Raw genomic sequence first — 17729 nt, forward strand, 5'->3', positions numbered from 1 at the left:
CCACATTGGATCTGTGTCATGCACAAATCATCTGTGGGAGCGGGCTTGCTCGCGAAGAGGCCCTCAAAAACACCGAATCAATTAACCCCGCCGCCAAACTCCTTTCCCACTCAGCCGCTCCCGATCATGGGCGATGGTGAAATCCTGCTTCGGCCCCTTCGGCACAATCCCCGTCGGATTGATGGTCTTGTGGCTACCGTAGTAGTGATTTTTGATGTGCTGAAAATCCACCGTCTCGGCAATCCCGGGCCACTGATACAGCTCACGCAGCCAGTTCGACAGGTTCGGATAATCGGCAATTCGCCGCAAATTACACTTGAAGTGCCCGTGATACACCGCGTCGAAGCGAATCATCGTGGTGAACAAGCGCACGTCTGCCTCAGTCAGGTATTCTCCGGTGAGATAACGGTTGGCGCCTAAAACGCGCTCAAGATGATCGAGCTCGGCAAACACTTCATCGAACGCCTCTTCATAAGCCTGTTGCGAGGTGGCGAAGCCGGCACGGTACACGCCATTGTTTACCGCCGGATAAATCCGTTCGTTCAGTGCATCGATCTCGCCGCGTAACGGTGCCGGGTAAAAGTCCAGCTCGTTACCGGTCAGGCCATCGAAGGCGCTGTTGAACATGCGGATGATTTCCGCCGATTCATTGCTGACGATGCGCTTGAGTTTTTTGTCCCACAACACCGGCACCGTGACGCGCCCGGTGTAGTTCGGGGTGTCGGCGGTGTAGCGCTGGTGCATGAAGTTAAAGTGATCGAGCTTGTCGCCAGTCGAGCCAAGCGCCTTGTCAAAGGTCCAGCCGTTTTCCAGCATCAGCCAACTGACCACGGACACGTCGATCAGGCTTTCCAGGCCTTTGAGCTTGCGCAGGATCAACGTGCGGTGCGCCCACGGACAGGCGAGCGACACATACAGGTGATAGCGCCCGGCTTCGGCAGCAAAGCCGCCTTCACCGCTCGGCCCGGGCTGGCCGTCAGTGGTAACCCAATTGCGCCGTTGCGCCTGTTCGCGCTGAAAGGCGCCGTCCTTGCTGCTTTCATACCACTTGTCCTGCCAGTGGCCATCGACGAGTAAACCCATGATCAAGACTCCTGATTCCAATAAGCGTTGGAGCCGAGTCTATTCCGATGAGTTCGAACAAAAAGCGCAAAGATCGGGCGTCTATGATCGGTTAAATCGATTTGTTGCGCGCCGCCCAGTACTGCTCGGCAGTCGCGAACGCTTGCTCGCGGCTTTGACCAAGGCCGCGCAGGGCCAAGGCCATGGTCGAAATCAGGGCCATTTGCGGATAGCTGTCGACCACCTCGCCGCGCCACGCAGCCTTGAGATGTTCGACGTCCAGCGAGGCCGGTTTGACGTGGCGCTGGCTCGACAGTTGCGGCCATTCCTCGTCCCAGCTCTCGCCGCCCTTGGTGCCGTACAGGTGGCTGTCGGCATCCGGGTTGATCTCGATTTCGCCGCCGTCACCCTTGACCACGATCGCCGTGTCGCCGAGCAAACCACTGGCCTCGCGATGTACCGCTTGATAGCCCGGATGAAAAATACTTTGCAGACCACACCGCGCGCGCAGCGGGTTGAGGATGCGTGCCAGCGAATGGATCGGCGAGCGCAGGCCCATGGTGTTGCGCAGGTCGATCATCTTCTGCAACTGCGGCGCCCAGTCGATCAGCGGCATGAACGCCAGACCGCCGTTGTCCAGCGCGCTGCCGACCTGCTGCCAGGTGCGGCACAGCGGAATGTTCAGCTCGCCAAGCAGTTGTTCGGTGTACAGGCGCCCGGCGGTATGCGCGCCGCCGCCGTGCATGAAAATCCGCACGCCGTTTTGCGCCAGGCACTTGGCCGACAGCAGGTACCACGGCAGATGGCGTTTCTTGCCGGCATAGGTCGGCCAGTCCAGATCGACGTTCAGCGTTGGCGCTGACAGGCGCTCGCGCAAGGCTTCGGTGAAACCGGCCATTTCCTCGGCGCTTTCTTCCTTGTGCCGCAGCAGCATCAGAAAGGCCCCGAGCTGGGTGTCTTCGACTTTGTCGTCAAGCACCATGCCCATGGCTTCCCGCGCTTCTTCACGGGTCAGGTCGCGGGCGCCGCGTTTGCCCTTGCCGAGGATCCGTACGAACTGCGCGAACGGGTGCTCGGCGGGCGTTTCGAGGGTCAGCGCTGGAAAGTCGGTCATAAGCAATTCGTCGGTTTGGGCAGGCCCGCCAGTTTCGCGGCGAGTTTGGCAGGGGTGCCTTTGAACAGTCGGTTCAGGTGCAGGCTGTTGCCTTTGTCCGGGCCGAGTTTGAGTGCGGTGTACTTGATCAGCGGGCGGGTGGCCGGCGACAGCTGGAATTCTGCGTAAAAGCTGCGCAGCAGTTCTAGGACTTCCCAGTGTTCGGGGGTCAGTTCGATGTCTTCAGCGGCGGCGAGGGCGCTGGCAACGTCATGGGACCAGTCGTCGAGGTCGACCAGAAAGCCGTCCTTGTCCAGTTCGATGGCGCGGGCGCCGACAGTCATCGAGTTCATAGCCAACTGTTGACCTTGTCGTGATGGATCGACAGTTCGACGAACGCCGGGTAATCGATGGCTTCAGCCCAGTCGGGAGCAACGATGGCACGGGCCTGCAGGTCTTCGGCGAGGGCGAACAGCTTGACCCGGCGCTCGTTCAGCGTGTTGAACGGCGCGGTTCCCGCTTGCAGGGCGTAGACCGCATCGCCGGATAACAGTAAGGCGTCGGCAGCGCCAATCAGGCGTAGGCAACTGCTCAGGCGCTCGTCGCCGAACGGGGAATGAGACAACACATGCAAAGTCGACATCAGAGGGTGATCACCTGGTCGTAACGGTCAATAAGGGCGGTGATTTCGCTGGCGCCGAGCGGCTGCGCTTCGTCCAGCGACAGCGTGCTAAGGCCACGGGCGCTGGCGCTGTCGGTGCAGTAGAACAGTTCTTCGACACCGAACATCGGCAGCGCCTGCAGGTTGGCGCTGAGGTCTTTCTGTTGCAGAGCCTTGGCGTTCTGCCCTGCGGCCAGTTGCAGCACGCCGTCATCGAGAAACAGCAGGCCGATCGGCAGATCGAACGCGCCACCGGCGAGGACGATGTCCAGCGCTTCGCGGGCGCCGGGGCCGGACCATGGCGACTGGCGGCTGATGATCAACAGGGATTTGGCCATCTCACGCGCCTCCGAAACAGATCAGTCGATCGGCGTCCTGCACCGCATCGTGCAACTGGCCGAGGCCGGACAATTCCCACGGCGCGCTGACCGCGACGGCATCACGCTGGTAGCGTTTGGCTTCTTCGTCATTCAGTACGCCACGGCGCAAGGCGGCGGCGATGCACACTACGCCGTCCAGTTGCTGCTCGGTGATGAACGCGCGCCACTGTTTGGGCAGGTCCAGCTCGTCCTGCGGTGTGACCACCGCGTCGGAGGCGTTGTACACACCGTCCTGATAGAAAAACAGCCGGACAATCTCATGCCCCCCCGCCAGCGCAGCCTGCGCAAACAGCAGGGCGCGACGCGAGGAGGGCGCATGGGCGGCGGAAAACAGCGCAATGGCGAACTTCATGACGGACTCGATCAGCAAAACTGCGGCCATGATAAAGCTTTATGAAGGCAGCCGCGAAACCAAGTGAAGCACATGCCCTCTGTGGGAGCGGGCTTGCTCGCGAAGGCGTTGGGTCATTCGAAACATCTTTGACTGAAGCACCGTTTTCGCGAGCAAGCCCGCTCCCACTGGATCGTCTTTCAGCGGGGCATATAGCCAAGTTGCCAACGCCGCGGAATGCTCAGGGACAGCACGCCCAGCACTGCCGCCAGCAAGCCGCTGGCGAACAATGCCCGAAGCCCGAAATGCTGCTCCAGCAGCGCGCCGAGAATCGCGCCGATGAACATCCCGCTCCACGGCACCAGTTGCACCCGCCAGCCATTACGCCGCTCGCCGAGCATCCAGCGCCCCAGTCCACGGCCGAACCGCGACAGCGCTCCGGTCACGTAGGTCAGGCCCACCGGCAGACCGTTCACTTCCTCGACCGCCGCGTTGAGCATGCCCATCGCGATGATCGCCGCCAGCAGCGCCGGCAGTTGCGTGTCATACGGCCAGGCCGCCGCCAGGCAGAGCAGGGTGGCGATGCACAGCAACAGGGGCAGCGTGCGCCGGCCGCCGAGGCGTCCGATCACGATGCCCAAGGCATTGCCGATCACGAACGTGACGACGAGGATCACCAGACGCAAGGTCAGACCGAGGTCGCCGTCACTGATCGCGACCGCCAGCCGTGTGGTATTGCCGCTCATGAACGAAACGAAATCGCCGCTGGCCATGAAGCCGATCGCATCGGTCATGCCGGCGAGTACCGACAGGCTGGCGACCAGCGCCAGACCGATGCGCCCGCGCCATTTCTGCCGATGCAGATGCCCGGAGGTGGCGCGGTGAGTCGAAGTGGAGGGCAGCATCGGCGACGATATCCTTCAGCGGCGGTTACGGTTCCAGCCCATACAGATCGCAGTAATCTGCCCAGCTCATGTGGGCCATTTCCGCTACCTCGCGATGCACCTCCATGCGCTGGGCCTGATACTCCTCGGGCGTTGCCGCTGTGAGCAGCAAAGTCAATTCCCAGGCAAACAGCCCCTGATCTTCCGCTTCGGCCTCGAAGGCTTCGTGCAGGCGTTCCTCACGATACTGCGCCGGGGTTTCGCCTTTGGCCTGAGCCAGCAACGGATTGAGATGATCGAGGGTTTCGCGCAGTTCGGGGCGCGCGTCGAGAAACAGTTTCAGGGCTTGTTCATGTCGCTGGTCGGTGGGCGCCATGTGTGTTCCTTGTGAGGCTGATGACCCTAGGGTGCCGGAGCAGTCGCTGCGTGTCGCGCTATAAATGCAGTAAAGCAGAACGATTTTGCCTGTTGCGATGATACAGTCCGCTTTTTTCTGAATGAGCGAATGCAATGCGAATTCTGATGGTAGCGCTGGCCGCGAGCGTGCTGGCCGGTTGCGCGGGTTCGGTGATGGACGATTCTCGCACCAAAGCCCCCTACAAGGTCCTGACCTCGGACAAACCGGAGAAAGTTGTCGCTCAGTGCGTACAGTTCGGCTGGCAGGACGAAGCAGTGTTTGGCGTGGACGCCGGAGCGTATCTGCAACCGGGTAAGAAGGGTGGTTCGACGGTGTACACCCGTTCGGCGGAATCATTTGTCGACGTGACCAGCGATGCTTCGGGAACCGTGCTCAACTACTACGCGCAGAAGGATGATTTTGTCGCCAAGCGCCGGCTGGCGGCGTTGGCGACCTGCCTCTGATATTGCGCTGAAGCGGCTGCGGTCTTCGCGAGCAGGCTGGCTCACACACACACTGGATTTGTGTTCGCCACCGATCCTGTAGGAGTGAGCCTGCTCGCGATAGGGCCAGTGAATTCAACCGATCAGACGCTTCTGGAAATAATGCCGGCTATGCCCCGGCGGGTAATCAACGATCTCGCCAAACTGGCTGAATCCCAGCTTCTCGTAGAACGCCGGCGCCTGAAAATCGAAGGTGTCCAGCCAGATGCCGAGGCAGTTCTTCTCTTTGGCCAGATTTTCCGCCAAGGCCATCAGTTCCGAGCCGATGAGTTGCCCGCGACCGTGCTCCGGGACGCACAGCAACTCGATGTACATCCACTGGAAGATCACCCGGCCGTACAAACCGCCGAGAATCGCGTCGTGCTCATCGCGCACCAGCAGGGCGAAAGGTTCAGAGGTGGAGCCGCCGGTCCGGGCGTCGTTATACGCAATCAAAGGCTCGAGAATGGCTTTGCGCTGTTCTTCCGTAGGGTTCCGCGACAGCTCGATTCGCAACGTCATGTGCAACTTCCTTGTGAGATGAGCCGCCAGCCTATCCTGCCCGGGGAGCGTCTTCCAAGTCCTTCCTCATCCCTTTGGAACCGCCGCTGTCGCGCCGGGGTCTAGCTTTTACAGCGTCATTCCGAACGCGGTTGATGAGGATCCCCCATGAATATTTTCGAAGCCCTTCGCGAAAGCCACGACCGCCAGCGCAGTTACGCCAAAGCCCTGGTCAAAACCAGCGGCGACACCCCGGAGCGGGTTGAAGCCTACAAGCAGCTCAAGGCCGAACTTCAAGCCCACGAAACCGCTGAAGAACGCCACTTCTACATCCCGCTGATGGAGTTCGACAACGGTGTTGACCTCAGTCGCCACGCCATCTCCGAGCACCATGAAATGGACGAGATGATGGAAGAACTGGATGAGACCGAGATGTCCAGCCCGGCGTGGCTGGCAACGGCGAAGAAGCTCTCCGACAAAGTCCATCACCATCTCAAGGAAGAAGAGCAGAAATTCTTCCAGATGGCCGGCAAATTGCTCGATGACAAGCAAAAGGAACAACTCGCTGGCCAGTACGAAAAGGAGTACCAGGCGCAACTGCCATGAGTACTGAATGCCAGTTTTTGCAGTGTCGGCGTGTAGGCCTTTGGCCATGCGTTGGGTGGGTCTTGTCGTAATTGGCTGTATATTCATCCAGTGTTTTCGGCGTTTTTGACTTGAGACGCCGATTGACTGCGACAAAACCGCCGATGGACAAAAAAACCACCTCCGTTAGCTTGAAGGCCTCTCCTCGGACAGGAGAGTTCTTAAATCAACGGAGTGAAAAACATGAATCAACCACAAGCTCAAACCCAACTGCGACACGGTCGCGTCACCTCTCCAGCCAGCCGCGGTGCGGTAGCCATCGAGCAAGGATTGCTCGGTGCCTGGCAGGTCAACGAAATGGAAGGCGGCAAGAACTTTCCGGCGCTGACGGCAGGGCCTTTTCCTGCGCCGTATGGCAGCGATAGTGACAGCGTCACGCCACCCGCCGATGGTTACATTCTCAGCGGTGGCAAGACCGATGCCCGTGACTGCGTGAACTTCACCGACGAGGAAATGAGCAAGAAGCTCAACCGTCCGTTCAGTTGGCCACTGCTCAGTGTCACCCCTGGCCAGACGCTGGAAGTGAAGTGGGAATACACCGCGCCGCACACCACCCGTGGCTATCGCTGGCTGATCACCAAAGATGGCTGGGATCCGAAACAGCGTATTTCCCGTGCACAACTTGAGGCGCAGCCTTTCGCCGAAGACTTCTACACTCAGGTGCCGTATTACAGCTATCCGGGGGAATTGAAGGCCAAGGTCAATCATTCGGTGAAATTGCCGGCCAACAAAAAGGGCCGTCACGTCATCGTGCTGATGTGGATCGTCGCCAACACCGGCAACGCGTTCTATCAGGCGTTCGACGTCGACTTCAAATAACGGCGTTACGCTCAACCCACAGGTTCTGAAGGATTAGAACATGTCAAATATCGACTTCACGCTAGTGCAAAACCAGGCGGCCGACGCGGCCTCGCTGATGCCGAGCATCGCCGGCAAAAAAATACTCATGGGCTTCTGGCACAACTGGCCGGCGGGTCCAAGTGACGGCTATCGTCAGGGCCGCTTCGCCGAAATCGCGCTGGAAGCGGTGCCCAAGGAGTACAACGTGGTCGCGGTGGCGTTCATGAAGGGCAGCGGGATTCCGACCTTCAAGCCGTACAACGTCTCCGACGCCGAGTTCCGGCGTCAGGTCGGCGTGCTCAACAGCCAGGGGCGGGCGGTGCTGCTGTCCCTGGGTGGCGCCGATGCGCACATCGAGTTGCGCAGCGGGCAGGAACAACCGCTGGCCAATGAAATCATCCGTCTGGTCGAAACCTACGGCTTCGATGGGCTGGACATCGATCTTGAACAGAGCGCGATTGATTTCGCTGCCAACAAGACCGTGCTGCCAGCCGCGCTGAAACTGGTCAAGGATCACTACGCAGGCCAGGGCAAGCACTTCATCATCAGCATGGCCCCGGAGTTTCCGTATCTGACCACCAACGGCAAATACGTCGGTTACCTGCAGGCACTGGAAGGCTATTACGACTTCATCGCGCCGCAGTTCTACAACCAGGGCGGCGACGGGGTCTGGGTACCGGAAGCCAATAATGGCAATGGTGCGTGGATCGCGCAGAACAACGATGCGCTGAAGGAGGACTTCCTCTATTACCTGACCGAAAGTCTGGTGACCGGTACTCGGGGCTTCACCAAAATCCCGGCGGAAAAATTCGTCATCGGCCTGCCGGCCAACGTCGATGCGGCCGCCACCGGTTATGTGATCGACAGCACCGCGGTCGGCAATGCGCTCAAACGTCTGGCGATCAAAGGGCTGCCGATCAAGGGCCTGATGACCTGGTCGGTGAACTGGGACAATGGCGTCAGCAAGGATCGCGTGCCGTACGGCTGGGAATTCAGTCGGCGTTATGGACCGTTGATTCACGGAGCGAAAACAGCGGCACAGGAAACGGATGACACGTTGTCGCGCGTCGCCCGTTAGCCGCAATTAAAGAGCCCGGTAGCGCTGCCGGGCTTTTTTGCGTGGGCCAGGCAAGTAATGCTCGGGTGTGAGTCATAGCGGGGCGGGTGGTTTATCCGATTGGGACGCGCTCGGTACATTGAGTAAATGACTTGACGAGATCCAGCAAGCAGGCAGCCGCCTGATTGATCTGCGTATCGGTAAGCGCCGCGTAGCCAATCAGCACGCCGGGTTTGACCGCGTGACTGCTGGTGAATGCGGATACCGGTTGCAGGCAAAGGTTGAAGAGGGCAGCCCGTGCGCAGAATTCTCTTTCATCAATGTCTGCGGGTAACCACAGCACAAAATGTAATCCGGATTGCTCGCCGGAAATCTGCAGATCAGGGTTTTCTCGCAGCTTTGAGATCAGCAAATCGCGTCGATGTTGATACGTCTGTCGCGAGATGCGCAAATGCCGTACATATTTTCCGGTGCAGAGAAACTGGTTGAGTGCGAGCTGACCCAGTATGCCGGGCGTCTGGCCGGTGTCTTCGATGAGGTTGATGACTTTCTTCTGTAAATGTTTGGGAATGACCATGAAGCCCAGACGAAAGTTGCTGAACAGGGTTTTATTGAAGCTGCCGCAGAAAATCACCCGGTCGTTTGTATCTATTGATTTGATGGCGGGCAGGGGAGCACTGCCATAGTTGTACTCGCTGTCGTAGTCGTCCTCGATGATGACCGCATTGGCTGCGGTCGCCGAGGCCAGCAGGGCCTTGCGGCGTGCCATGCTCATGCAGACACCCAAAGGAGCCTGGTGGGAGGGCGTGACATAAATGGCCTGAACCGGACTGGCGGGTGACAACGCTTCAACGATCAGACCTGAATCGTCCACTGGAATATCGATGATTGTGTTTCCGGAACAATTGAATATCCGCCGGGCCCAGTAATAGCCGGGATCTTCCATGGCAACAACGGCCTCTTTTCCCAAGACCCGGCTGATGAGGTCGAGACAGTGTCTGATGCCATGGGTAATCACGATGTCCTGAGGTGAGCAGTCAATCCCGCGGTAGATCTGGATATGGTCGCAAATGGACTTGCGCAAGTTTTCGTCACCGCCGAGTGACGAGGCCGATACTGCGGTGGCGAGGTCTTTGGCGGAAGGTGTGCATAACGACTTTACATCTTTTTCTTCGAGCAATCCCGGATCGGCCAGTCTGGCAATAAACGGTACATACGGCTGTAAATAAGTAATGGGAGCAGGTGAATCGGATGACCGGTGAGTATCAAGTTCGACTTGCAGTTCCTTAGTTCTGGCGGCGGCGATCAGATTGTCCGGCAATGTTGCGCAGACCACCGAGCCGGCACCTCGCTTGCGAATGATGAAACCTTCTTCGCGTAATTGATCGAAAACAGTTTCCAGGGTCCCTCGGGAAACTCCCCATCTTTGCGCAAGCGTGCGTGTGGAGGGCAGCGCTTCGCCGGATGGGAGCCGACCGGAACTGATCAGGTGTTCAAGGAAACGGCACAAAAGCTGATGTTTGGTGGACAGCGAATGTTCGGTCAATTCGAACGGCAAGACTAGGTCGAGGCCAACTGGCCGCTTACCTCTGGTCATAGTGGTACACACCAAAATCCATTTAATGGATCTTCATCTTAGCGCGGCATACAAATACGCTCAACGCCGCTCAAGCTAACGCGTTGAGGGGTGGCGCGCGAGTCATTGGGGTCAAGAGAAACTGGATTGGTATAGGGATATCGTCGGCAATGACTGCTTTTGAAAAACTGTCAACACTCAATAAGACTAATCATCGCGAGCCGCAACTAAAGATTGCGATAGTCGGAGGGGGTGCAACAGCGATTAGTGTAATTGATGCGTTGCAGCGCGACGTTAAGCTGAAAAATATGGATGTTGCAATTACCCTCTATGAGCCTGACAAGAAAATTGGTCCAGGTCGCGCTTATCAAAACGATGGTGATTATGGATTGATTAATCGCCAGGCCCGATTCATGTCCGTGAAAAGTGACGATCCCCGGCACTTTGTAGGATGGGTCACTCATAAATATGGAAGTGCACTGGCGCAACTTGATTTCCTGCCCCGTCACTATTTTGGTGAGTACCTGTCCGATTGTTTTGCCGAGCAAGTGGCGCTGGCGCGCGACCTCAAGCGGCCGATTCGGGTGATCGGGCAAAAGGTCACCAGCCTGACAATGCACGATGACAAAGCGGTCGTCGGTGTCGAAAACGGGCCGCAACAAGTGTTCGACCGGGTGATTCTGTGCATCGGTACCGCTGAACCGGCGGATATCTTCTCGTTGGCCTGCTCCCAAAACTACATCGGCAATCCGTATCCGATGTGGACCAAGTTTTCCGCGATTGGCGGCGACGATCAGGTGGCGATCATTGGTTCCAGCCTCTCCGCTGTCGATGCAGTCCTGGCCCTGAATGCCCAGGGACACCGCGGCAAGATCGTCATGCTGTCGCGCAATGCGCTGCTGCCAGCGGTGCGCATGCCGCATCACGACTTCACTTACAAGGTCATCACCCGCGAACGCATCGAAGAGCTGCGTGATGAAGCGGGGATGATCTCCTGGTCGAAATGGCTTGGCCTGATCACCTTCGAACTGACAGCCCAAGGCGTGGATCTGGAGAAGCTCAAGGCTGAACTGGCGCCAGGTCAACTGCCGTTCGAGCGGCTGGAGCGCCATCTTCAAGCATCGGCCCGTGGCGAAAAGTGGCTGTCCATCCTGATTGATATTGCCAACGACTACGTCGAGCTGGCCTGGGACAGCCTGAGTGCGGGCGATCGCAGTTACTACATGGCCAACTATCATTCGATTTTCATGAGCCTGTGCAATCCGATGCCTCCGGCAACGGCCAACAAGTTGCGCAACATGCTTGAGTCCGGGCACCTCGTGATTCGCCCTGGCCTGAAGGGCGTGGAACTGAGTCCTGGTGGCGGTTTTGTCCTCAATTATCAGGCAGGCGCCTGTCATGCCGACTGGGTCATCAACGCCACGCGATCTGAAACGGGTGGCGTCGGGCAGACCGGTACCGAGCTGGTGTCCTCGATGGTCAACAATGGCGTCGCTCAGCACCATCCGTTTGGTGGCCTGCACGTGTCATTCGGTTCGCACAAGGTCATCGACCGCAGTGGCAAGGCCAGCGACGCTATTTATGCCTTGGGCCAACTGGCTGCCGGTAACCATTACTACACCAGTTCACTGGCCATGATCACACGTCAGATCGACCGGGTTCTGCCGCATCTGCTGACGACTGATCAATACCTCAAGGAGCTTTCTGCGTGAAATCCAGCCGCCCCGGAATCCTGTTACCTGCAGCGTTGTTGTCGGCCGTAATCGTGCCGCAGCTTGGACTCGGTCTGATGACGCCTACGGTTGCAAAACTGGCGGAAGAGTTTCGAGTCCCCCATGAGGCGATTCAGGAAACATTCGTTGTTTACATGATCGGGTATGCGTTGTCCGTGGTATTGGCAGGGATTCTTGCCGACCGTGTCGGAGCCCGTCGCGTACAGATTTCGGGGTTGTTGATTTGTGCTGCCGGGTGCCTGCTTGCAGCGCTCTCGGACTCCTTTTACCTGTTTGCGGTTGCGCGTTTCATGCAGGCCCTCGGAGGGTGTGTAGGGACCGTAACCACCAGGCTGATCGTGAAATCCGATTATCCGGAAAGCAAACGCCTGCGAATTCTCACCACCCTTGCCTCGGCGATAGCGCTCACGCCGTGTATCGCACCGTTGCTCGGCGGCGTGCTGTTACCTTCGCTTGGATGGCGCTGGATGATGGGCGGCGTGGGGATGTTCAATCTCGCGGCATTGGTGCTTTTCTGGCAGGTCGACACCTCTCCGGGAGCATCGGATTCGACGGGGCGCAGCATCATTGCCGTTTATGCCGCCAACTTCAAAAATGCGGATTATCTGGCTTATGCCGCCGGGATCAGTCTGGTGTGGATGAGTTACTTCGTGTTCCTGTCCTGTTCGACTTATGCGCTGCAGACGGAGCTGGGCATGTCCAGTCTGGGTTACGGCGCGGTGATCTCCCTGTGTGCCGTCGGTTATGTGATTGGCAGTACGCTGGCGCGAGCATTGAGCGCCAGGTGGGCGTTGAACGAGATCCTGCTGCTTGGAAGCAGGGTAGGCATGGCCGGGTGCATGTTGCTGGGCATTCTGCTGTCGGTCTTCGGCAGTGTGCTGCCGGCGCTGCTGATTCCGATGGTGTTCATTCTGTTGTCGGTCGGGATGGTGATTCCCGCGACTCAGGCCGGGTTATTGAAGAGCGTCAGCCGCGATATCGGTATTTCCTCCGGGCAGTTTTTCTTTTTCCAGATGGCGGCGGGGGCCGGTTACGGTTTGCTGGTCAGCTCCTTTTCCGAACTGGGCGTTCGTGGCCTGGCACTGTTTATCGCCATTCCGATGGTCGTGTTGTTCGTTTTCCTGAATATGTCGCGGGCACTGTCGAAGTCCCCGGATGAGCAGTTGAAGGCAGTCTCTCGGACCTGAGATTGCTGTTGCTGCGACCCTGATAAAAAAACAAGGATGTGTAGTCGTGCAGTATCTGAAATCGCTGAAGTTGAACAGTGTGTGTTATGACATTCGTGGCCCGGCACTGGAGCAGGCCAGAAAGATGGAGGAGGACGGCCAGCGCATTCTCAAGCTGAACATCGGCAATCCGGCGCCGTTCGGTTTCGAGGCACCCGACGAGATACTCCAGGATGTGATCCGTAATTTGCCGAAGGCGCAAGGTTACAGTGACTCCAAAGGCTTGTTCAGCGCCCGCAAGGCCGTCATGCAGTACTGTCAGCAGAAGCAGATCGAGGGCGTCGGCGTCGACGATATCTACTTGGGCAATGGTGTCTCCGAGCTCATTGTGATGTCACTGCAGGCGCTGCTGAACAACCGCGATGAAGTGCTGGTGCCCGCACCGGATTATCCGTTGTGGACCGCCGCGGTGAGTCTTGCCGGGGGCAATGCGGTGCACTACATGTGCGACGAACAGCAGGACTGGTGGCCGGACCTTGATGACATACGGGCCAAAATCACCCCCAACACCCGAGCGCTGGTGATCATCAACCCCAACAATCCCACCGGTGCGGTGTATCCGCGAGACGTGCTGCTGGGAATGCTGGAGATCGCGCGCCAGCACAATCTGGTGGTGTTCTCCGACGAGATCTACGACAAGATTCTCTACGACGAGGCGGTGCACATCAGCACCGCCTCGCTGGCGCCGGACCTGCTGTGCCTGACCTTCAACGGGTTGTCCAAGTCGTACCGGGTGGCCGGATTCCGCTCCGGCTGGCTGGTGATTTCCGGGCCGAAGCAACATGCCGCCGGCTACATCGAAGGCATCGACATGCTGGCGAACATGCGCCTGTGCGCCAACGTTCCGGCCCAGCATGCGATCCAGACCGCGCTGGGGGGTTACCAGAGTATCAATGACCTGGTCTTGCCTCAGGGGCGCCTGCTCGAACAGCGCAACCGGGTGCATGAATTGCTCAACGCTATTCCCGGCGTCAGTTGCGTCAAGCCGATGGGCGCGCTGTACGCATTTCCAAGGATCGATCCGAAAATTTGCCCGATCAAGGATGACGAGAAGTTTGTCCTCGAACTGCTGATGTCGGAAAGGCTGCTGGTGGTCCAGGGAACCGCGTTCAACTGGCCCGCGCCCGACCATTTCCGCGTGGTCACGTTGCCGGCATTGCCGGACATCGAAGACGCCATGGCGCGGATTCATCGATTCATCAGCAGCAGGTCAGTCAACAACCTGAGCGTTCGCCGAATGTCGAATAACGCCCGGGACCTGTGGCCGGTCTTCTGATTCCAGACGCAGATCAAGTAAGCAAGTTGTCATGCCAGACGTAAGTTCGTGGCAGGTATGACAGCGCAAAGTGCCAGACGGCTGGATGCCACGCTCGGCCATCTCTCTAAGTTGTGCAGCATAAAGGAATGAGTATGCGGAACTTTGATGCGCAGGTTTCTTATCGGGTCATGCTTTCTCAGGATGAGATTAATCATCGTGGGGCCGGTTGGGAAAAAGAGGCTTTGAATGAACTGGAAGAGCGACTTGGGGCAGGGTCCGACTTTCCCTGTATCTTTTCCAAGAATGCATTCAAGAAGTCTTCGATCAAGTTTGTATTTGTCGACACTTTGGATGCCCAAGGGTTGGCGAAACTGGCTGAAGGCTTGAAAGAGTATGTAACGCTTTCCAGAACATGGAGTGGTTCTATCGAAGACGCTTATCCGCTCATCGTGTTCTTTTCAACCGATGCGATATCGGCGAGTACCGCGCAGGAGTATCAGGCCGCCGGGTGGGGCGTGTTGCAGAGCCTGCACTGGCTGGATGAAAGCCCGTGGCCGGACAGCGTCGATGTCGACCCGGAGTCACCGTTCTGGTCGATGTGCTTCGCGGGAATGCAACTTTTTGTGAATATGAGTTCTCCCGCATACAAACTTCGCAAGAGCAGAAACCTCGGGTCGAGATTTGCGCTGGTGATTAATCCGCGTGAACGCTTCGATGTATTTGCCGGCGATACCGTGGGCGGACGTAATGTTCGCGCCAATATACGCAAACGCATCCTTAAATATGATTCGGTGCCCCACGCCTTGCAATTGGGCGGGTTTGGCTCTGACGCCAAAGAGTGGTGGCAATACGGTTTGATTGAAGAAAATGCAGAGCGTACGGATGTTTGTCCATTCAAACATTCCAGCCATGAAAATAAAGAGGAAGCCTGATGTTCAAGTTGATTGTATCCAACGGCAGAGTGGCAGACCGCACGGCATTTACCCGTATCGGTGCGTTGAAGGCCGCGTCGGCACTTGAAGCAAAGTACGGTGTAGCGCCGCTGTATATCGGTGATGGCAGTTGCGAGCCGGCTGCCGATGACTGGACAGTCAGTCTGCCGGCAGGACGCGAGCAGATCGATTCGCTGCACCGCGCCGTGGCCTGTGCGGTAGAGGAGCAGCAACTCACAGTGGTCATCAACGGCACCTGCCCGGCCAGCCTGGGCAGCGTACCTGCGGTGGCCAGACATTACCCGGACCTTTGCCTGGTGTGGGTCGATGCCCATGGTGACTTCAATATTCCGACGACCACTGACACGGGCTACCTGGGCGGGATGGTGGTGTCGGCATTATGTGGCCTCTGGGACAGCGGCTGTGGCGCCGGCGTGCGTGCGGAGAACGTCATTCTGGTCGGCGCGCGCGACATCGACGGGCAAGAGCAGCGTCTGCTGAGCGCCAATAATGTGCGCACGCTTTCCCCGCAGCAGGCAACTGCCGAAGCGGTGCGCAGCGCTATCGGCCAATCGAAGGTCTGGGTGCACATCGATTGGGACTCTCTTGAGCCTGGCTACGTGCCCGCCGATTACGCAGTGCCTGACGGTCTGCTGCCGCAACAGCTCGCGGCGATCCTGGGAGCGATTCCGCTGGAGCAGATCGTCGGCCTGGAAATCGCCGAGTTCAATGCATCCTGCGATGCGGCGACGGCACAGCGTGCAACCCAGTGCATCATCGATATCGTTGACCCGCTCCTGTCCAAAGCGTGTCTTGAGGCGAGTGTGTGCCATGCATAAACCGGCTGCTGCTGCCAGGCTGCGTTTCAGCAAGATGCACGGTGCGGGCAACGACATGATCATTCTCGATCTGCGTGATGCGCAGGATCCGTCACGCGAGTTGTGCAAGTACCTGGCTAACCGCCATAAAGGTATCGGCGCCGATATGGTCCTGGGCGTCAAGGCTGCGCGCAATCCATCGTCCGTGGCCTCGTTCGACATCTGGACGGCGCAGGGTGAGTCCTCCCGGCAATGCGGCAACGGCGCGCGGTGTGTCGCCGCATGGCTGGTTCGGGCAGGCCTGACGGAGGCGTCCGAGTTCACCCTCGACAGTCCTTCCGGTACCCACCGGGTTCGGGTCATGGAGGACGGCAACTATCAGATCAGCATGGGCGCGCCGAATTTCTCGCCCGCCGCCATCCCGGTGTTCGGCTTCGACCAAGCGCAGTCGGCTTATCAACTGGAACTCGCCGGGCAACACCTGGCGTGTTCGGCGGTATCGATGGGCAACCCGCATGCGGTGATCGAAGCCGAACGTGATCAGTATGAGATTCCAGCTGTCGGCAATGCCCTGCAAAACTCCGGGTATTTCTCTCCTGACGTCAACGTCGGGTTTGTACAGCTGCAATCGCGCAACAGGATAAAACTCAAGGTCTACGAATTCGGCGCTGGCGAAACGCTGGCCTGCGGCAGCGGTGCCTGCGCGGCGGTCGCGGTGCTGGCGCGGGCCGGGCGGGTCGACCGCTCGGTCGATGTCGAACTGCCCGGCGGAACCCTTGAAGTGACATGGGAGAGTGACTTGTCCGCAATGTACCTCTCCGGCCCTGCTGAATTCGTATTTGATGGAGAACTCGCTCATGCCGTTGTATGAAAGCATTCTGGACACGATCGGCCGCACGCCAATCGTCAAGCTGCAAAGGCTCGCCCCGGAACACGTCAGCATTTATGTGAAGGTCGAGTCGTTCAACCCCGGTGGTTCGGTCAAGGACCGGCTGGCGCTGGCTGTGGTACTCGACGCCGAAGCCAGAGGCCTGTTGAAGCCTGGCGATACGATCGCCGAATGTACCTCCGGCAACGTCGGCATTGCGTTGGCGATGGTTGCTGCGGCGCGCGGCTATAACTTCGTGGCGATCATGTCCGACAGTTACTCGATCGAACGGCGCAAGCTGATTCGCGCCTATGGCGGCAAGGTTCTGCTGTTTCCTGCTCATCTGGGCAGCAGCGGCGGCAACCAGATTGCCGATGAACTGGCACAGAAATTTGGCTGGTTCAGATCGCGACAATTCGATAACCCGGCCAACCCTTCCTATCACCGCGAAACCACCGCCACCGAAATCCTCGGTGATTTCGCCGGTAAACGCCTGGACTACTTTGTCACCGGTTTCGGCACCAGCGGCACACTGACCGGCGTTGGCCAGATGCTGCGAGTCGCGCGACCTGCGGTGCAGATCGTTGCCGCAGAGCCGGAAAATGCCGCGTTGCTGTCGGGCGGCACCTGGGGCGTGCACCAGATCCAGGGACTCGCGCCCAACTTCACGCCGACCATCATGGACAAGACCGTCATCGACAAAGTCCTGACCGTGAACGAGTACGAAGCACGTGACACTTCGCAGCGCCTGGCCAGGGAAGAGGGGATCTTCGTCGGCATTTCTTCGGGCGCTTCGGTCGCCGCAGCGTTGAAGGTTGCCGAGACCGCAGCGGCCGGTTCGGTGCTGCTGGCCATGTTGCCGGATACCGGTGAACGTTATCTCTCGACGTTCCTGATGGACGGCATCGCCGAAGGTTCCGACGATGACTGGTTGCAGTCGCTCGAGCCGTAACAGGCAACCGGCTATTTGGCGAAGCAGGCGCTC

19 protein-coding genes and 2 pseudogenes are annotated in these 17729 nt (G+C 58.6%); 11 read left to right on the plus strand and 10 right to left on the minus strand.

Annotated features, from left to right (window positions below; translation table 11 throughout):
• Positions 1–81 precede the first annotated feature (81 nt).
• From ACS4NR_RS05010 to ACS4NR_RS05045, 8 genes are all read right to left on the minus strand, one after another.
• Positions 82–1083 carry a glutathione S-transferase family protein gene (locus tag ACS4NR_RS05010; protein ID WP_456019253.1) on the minus strand — a complete coding sequence of 334 codons (1002 nt, stop codon included), beginning with the start codon at positions 1081–1083 and terminating at the stop codon, positions 82–84.
• Between the two features lie 91 nt (positions 1084–1174).
• Entirely contained in the window at positions 1175–2176 is a 1002-nt protein-coding gene (locus ACS4NR_RS05015) for a glycosyl transferase family protein (protein WP_456019254.1), read from the minus strand.
• Positions 2173–2508, minus strand: coding sequence for a TusE/DsrC/DsvC family sulfur relay protein (locus ACS4NR_RS05020; protein ID WP_097088100.1), 336 nt, complete (start codon positions 2506–2508; stop codon positions 2173–2175). Before ACS4NR_RS05020 ends, ACS4NR_RS05015 begins: the two co-directional genes overlap by 4 nt.
• On the minus strand, positions 2505–2798 hold the full coding sequence (gene tusB / locus ACS4NR_RS05025; RefSeq protein WP_456019255.1) for a sulfurtransferase complex subunit TusB: 294 nt from the start codon (positions 2796–2798) through the stop codon (positions 2505–2507). Before tusB ends, ACS4NR_RS05020 begins: the two co-directional genes overlap by 4 nt.
• The gene (tusC, locus tag ACS4NR_RS05030; RefSeq protein WP_047295096.1) at positions 2798–3154 is read right to left on the minus strand and encodes a sulfurtransferase complex subunit TusC; all 357 of its coding nucleotides are present in this window, start codon (positions 3152–3154) and stop codon (positions 2798–2800) included. Before tusC ends, tusB begins: the two co-directional genes overlap by 1 nt.
• Position 3155: 1 nt before the next feature.
• Entirely contained in the window at positions 3156–3548 is a 393-nt protein-coding gene (tusD, locus tag ACS4NR_RS05035; protein ID WP_047602022.1) for a sulfurtransferase complex subunit TusD, read from the minus strand.
• 179 nt (positions 3549–3727) lie between these two features.
• A complete protein-coding gene (locus tag ACS4NR_RS05040) occupies positions 3728–4432 on the minus strand; it encodes a YoaK family protein (RefSeq protein ID WP_204894805.1) in 705 nt (234 codons plus the stop codon).
• A gap of 25 nt (positions 4433–4457) precedes the next feature.
• The gene (locus tag ACS4NR_RS05045; protein WP_456019256.1) at positions 4458–4787 is read right to left on the minus strand and encodes a DUF6388 family protein; all 330 of its coding nucleotides are present in this window, start codon (positions 4785–4787) and stop codon (positions 4458–4460) included.
• A gap of 134 nt (positions 4788–4921) precedes the next feature.
• On the opposite strand from ACS4NR_RS05045, the gene ACS4NR_RS05050 reads away from it, so the two are divergent.
• Positions 4922–5272: a hypothetical protein gene (locus ACS4NR_RS05050; protein WP_166496762.1), complete on the plus strand. Its 351-nt coding sequence runs from the start codon at positions 4922–4924 to the stop codon at positions 5270–5272.
• A gap of 114 nt (positions 5273–5386) precedes the next feature.
• Here the strand turns inward: ACS4NR_RS05050 and ACS4NR_RS05055 are convergent, their stop codons facing one another.
• Positions 5387–5812: a GNAT family N-acetyltransferase gene (locus tag ACS4NR_RS05055; protein WP_456019257.1), complete on the minus strand. Its 426-nt coding sequence runs from the start codon at positions 5810–5812 to the stop codon at positions 5387–5389.
• Positions 5813–5959: 147 nt separating this feature from the next.
• On the opposite strand from ACS4NR_RS05055, the gene ACS4NR_RS05060 reads away from it, so the two are divergent.
• From ACS4NR_RS05060 to ACS4NR_RS05070, 3 genes and pseudogenes are all read left to right on the plus strand, one after another.
• Complete coding sequence (locus ACS4NR_RS05060) at positions 5960–6397, plus strand: hemerythrin domain-containing protein (protein ID WP_456019258.1); 438 nt, start codon at positions 5960–5962, stop codon at positions 6395–6397.
• Positions 6398–6619: 222 nt separating this feature from the next.
• Positions 6620–7255 (plus strand): lytic polysaccharide monooxygenase, encoded by a 636-nt coding sequence (locus tag ACS4NR_RS05065; protein ID WP_115985551.1) that lies wholly within the window; start codon positions 6620–6622, stop codon positions 7253–7255.
• A 40-nt stretch (positions 7256–7295) separates the two neighbouring features.
• Positions 7296–8318: pseudogene (locus ACS4NR_RS05070) on the plus strand (chitinase); the annotation flags it as partial.
• A gap of 127 nt (positions 8319–8445) precedes the next feature.
• Here the strand turns inward: ACS4NR_RS05070 and pdxR are convergent.
• Positions 8446–9891, minus strand: coding sequence for a MocR-like pyridoxine biosynthesis transcription factor PdxR (gene pdxR, locus ACS4NR_RS05075; RefSeq protein WP_456019259.1), 1446 nt, complete (start codon positions 9889–9891; stop codon positions 8446–8448).
• A gap of 188 nt (positions 9892–10079) precedes the next feature.
• Between pdxR and ACS4NR_RS05080 the strand changes: the two genes are divergently transcribed.
• From ACS4NR_RS05080 to cysK, 7 genes and pseudogenes are all read left to right on the plus strand, one after another.
• Positions 10080–11621: an FAD/NAD(P)-binding protein gene (locus ACS4NR_RS05080; protein WP_081730309.1), complete on the plus strand. Its 1542-nt coding sequence runs from the start codon at positions 10080–10082 to the stop codon at positions 11619–11621.
• Positions 11618–12829, plus strand: a complete 1212-nt coding sequence (locus ACS4NR_RS05085) for an MFS transporter (RefSeq protein WP_456019260.1) — start codon at positions 11618–11620, stop codon at positions 12827–12829. Before ACS4NR_RS05080 ends, ACS4NR_RS05085 begins: the two co-directional genes overlap by 4 nt.
• A gap of 46 nt (positions 12830–12875) precedes the next feature.
• Positions 12876–14069 (plus strand): annotated as a pseudogene (locus ACS4NR_RS05090) (pyridoxal phosphate-dependent aminotransferase); the annotation flags it as partial.
• Between the two features lie 209 nt (positions 14070–14278).
• A complete protein-coding gene (locus ACS4NR_RS05095; protein WP_456019261.1) occupies positions 14279–15058 on the plus strand; it encodes a YqcI/YcgG family protein in 780 nt (259 codons plus the stop codon).
• Positions 15058–15897 carry an arginase family protein gene (locus tag ACS4NR_RS05100; RefSeq protein ID WP_049827968.1) on the plus strand — a complete coding sequence of 280 codons (840 nt, stop codon included), beginning with the start codon at positions 15058–15060 and terminating at the stop codon, positions 15895–15897. The genes ACS4NR_RS05095 and ACS4NR_RS05100 overlap by 1 nt, the downstream gene beginning before the upstream one ends.
• Entirely contained in the window at positions 15890–16747 is an 858-nt protein-coding gene (dapF, locus tag ACS4NR_RS05105) for a diaminopimelate epimerase (RefSeq protein ID WP_253149981.1), read from the plus strand. The genes ACS4NR_RS05100 and dapF overlap by 8 nt, the downstream gene beginning before the upstream one ends.
• Positions 16734–17696, plus strand: coding sequence for a cysteine synthase A (gene cysK, locus ACS4NR_RS05110; RefSeq protein WP_027614693.1), 963 nt, complete (start codon positions 16734–16736; stop codon positions 17694–17696). The genes dapF and cysK overlap by 14 nt, the downstream gene beginning before the upstream one ends.
• The last annotated feature ends 33 nt before the right edge of the window (positions 17697–17729 follow it).

Source organism: Pseudomonas sp. JQ36, from assembly GCF_053851495.1.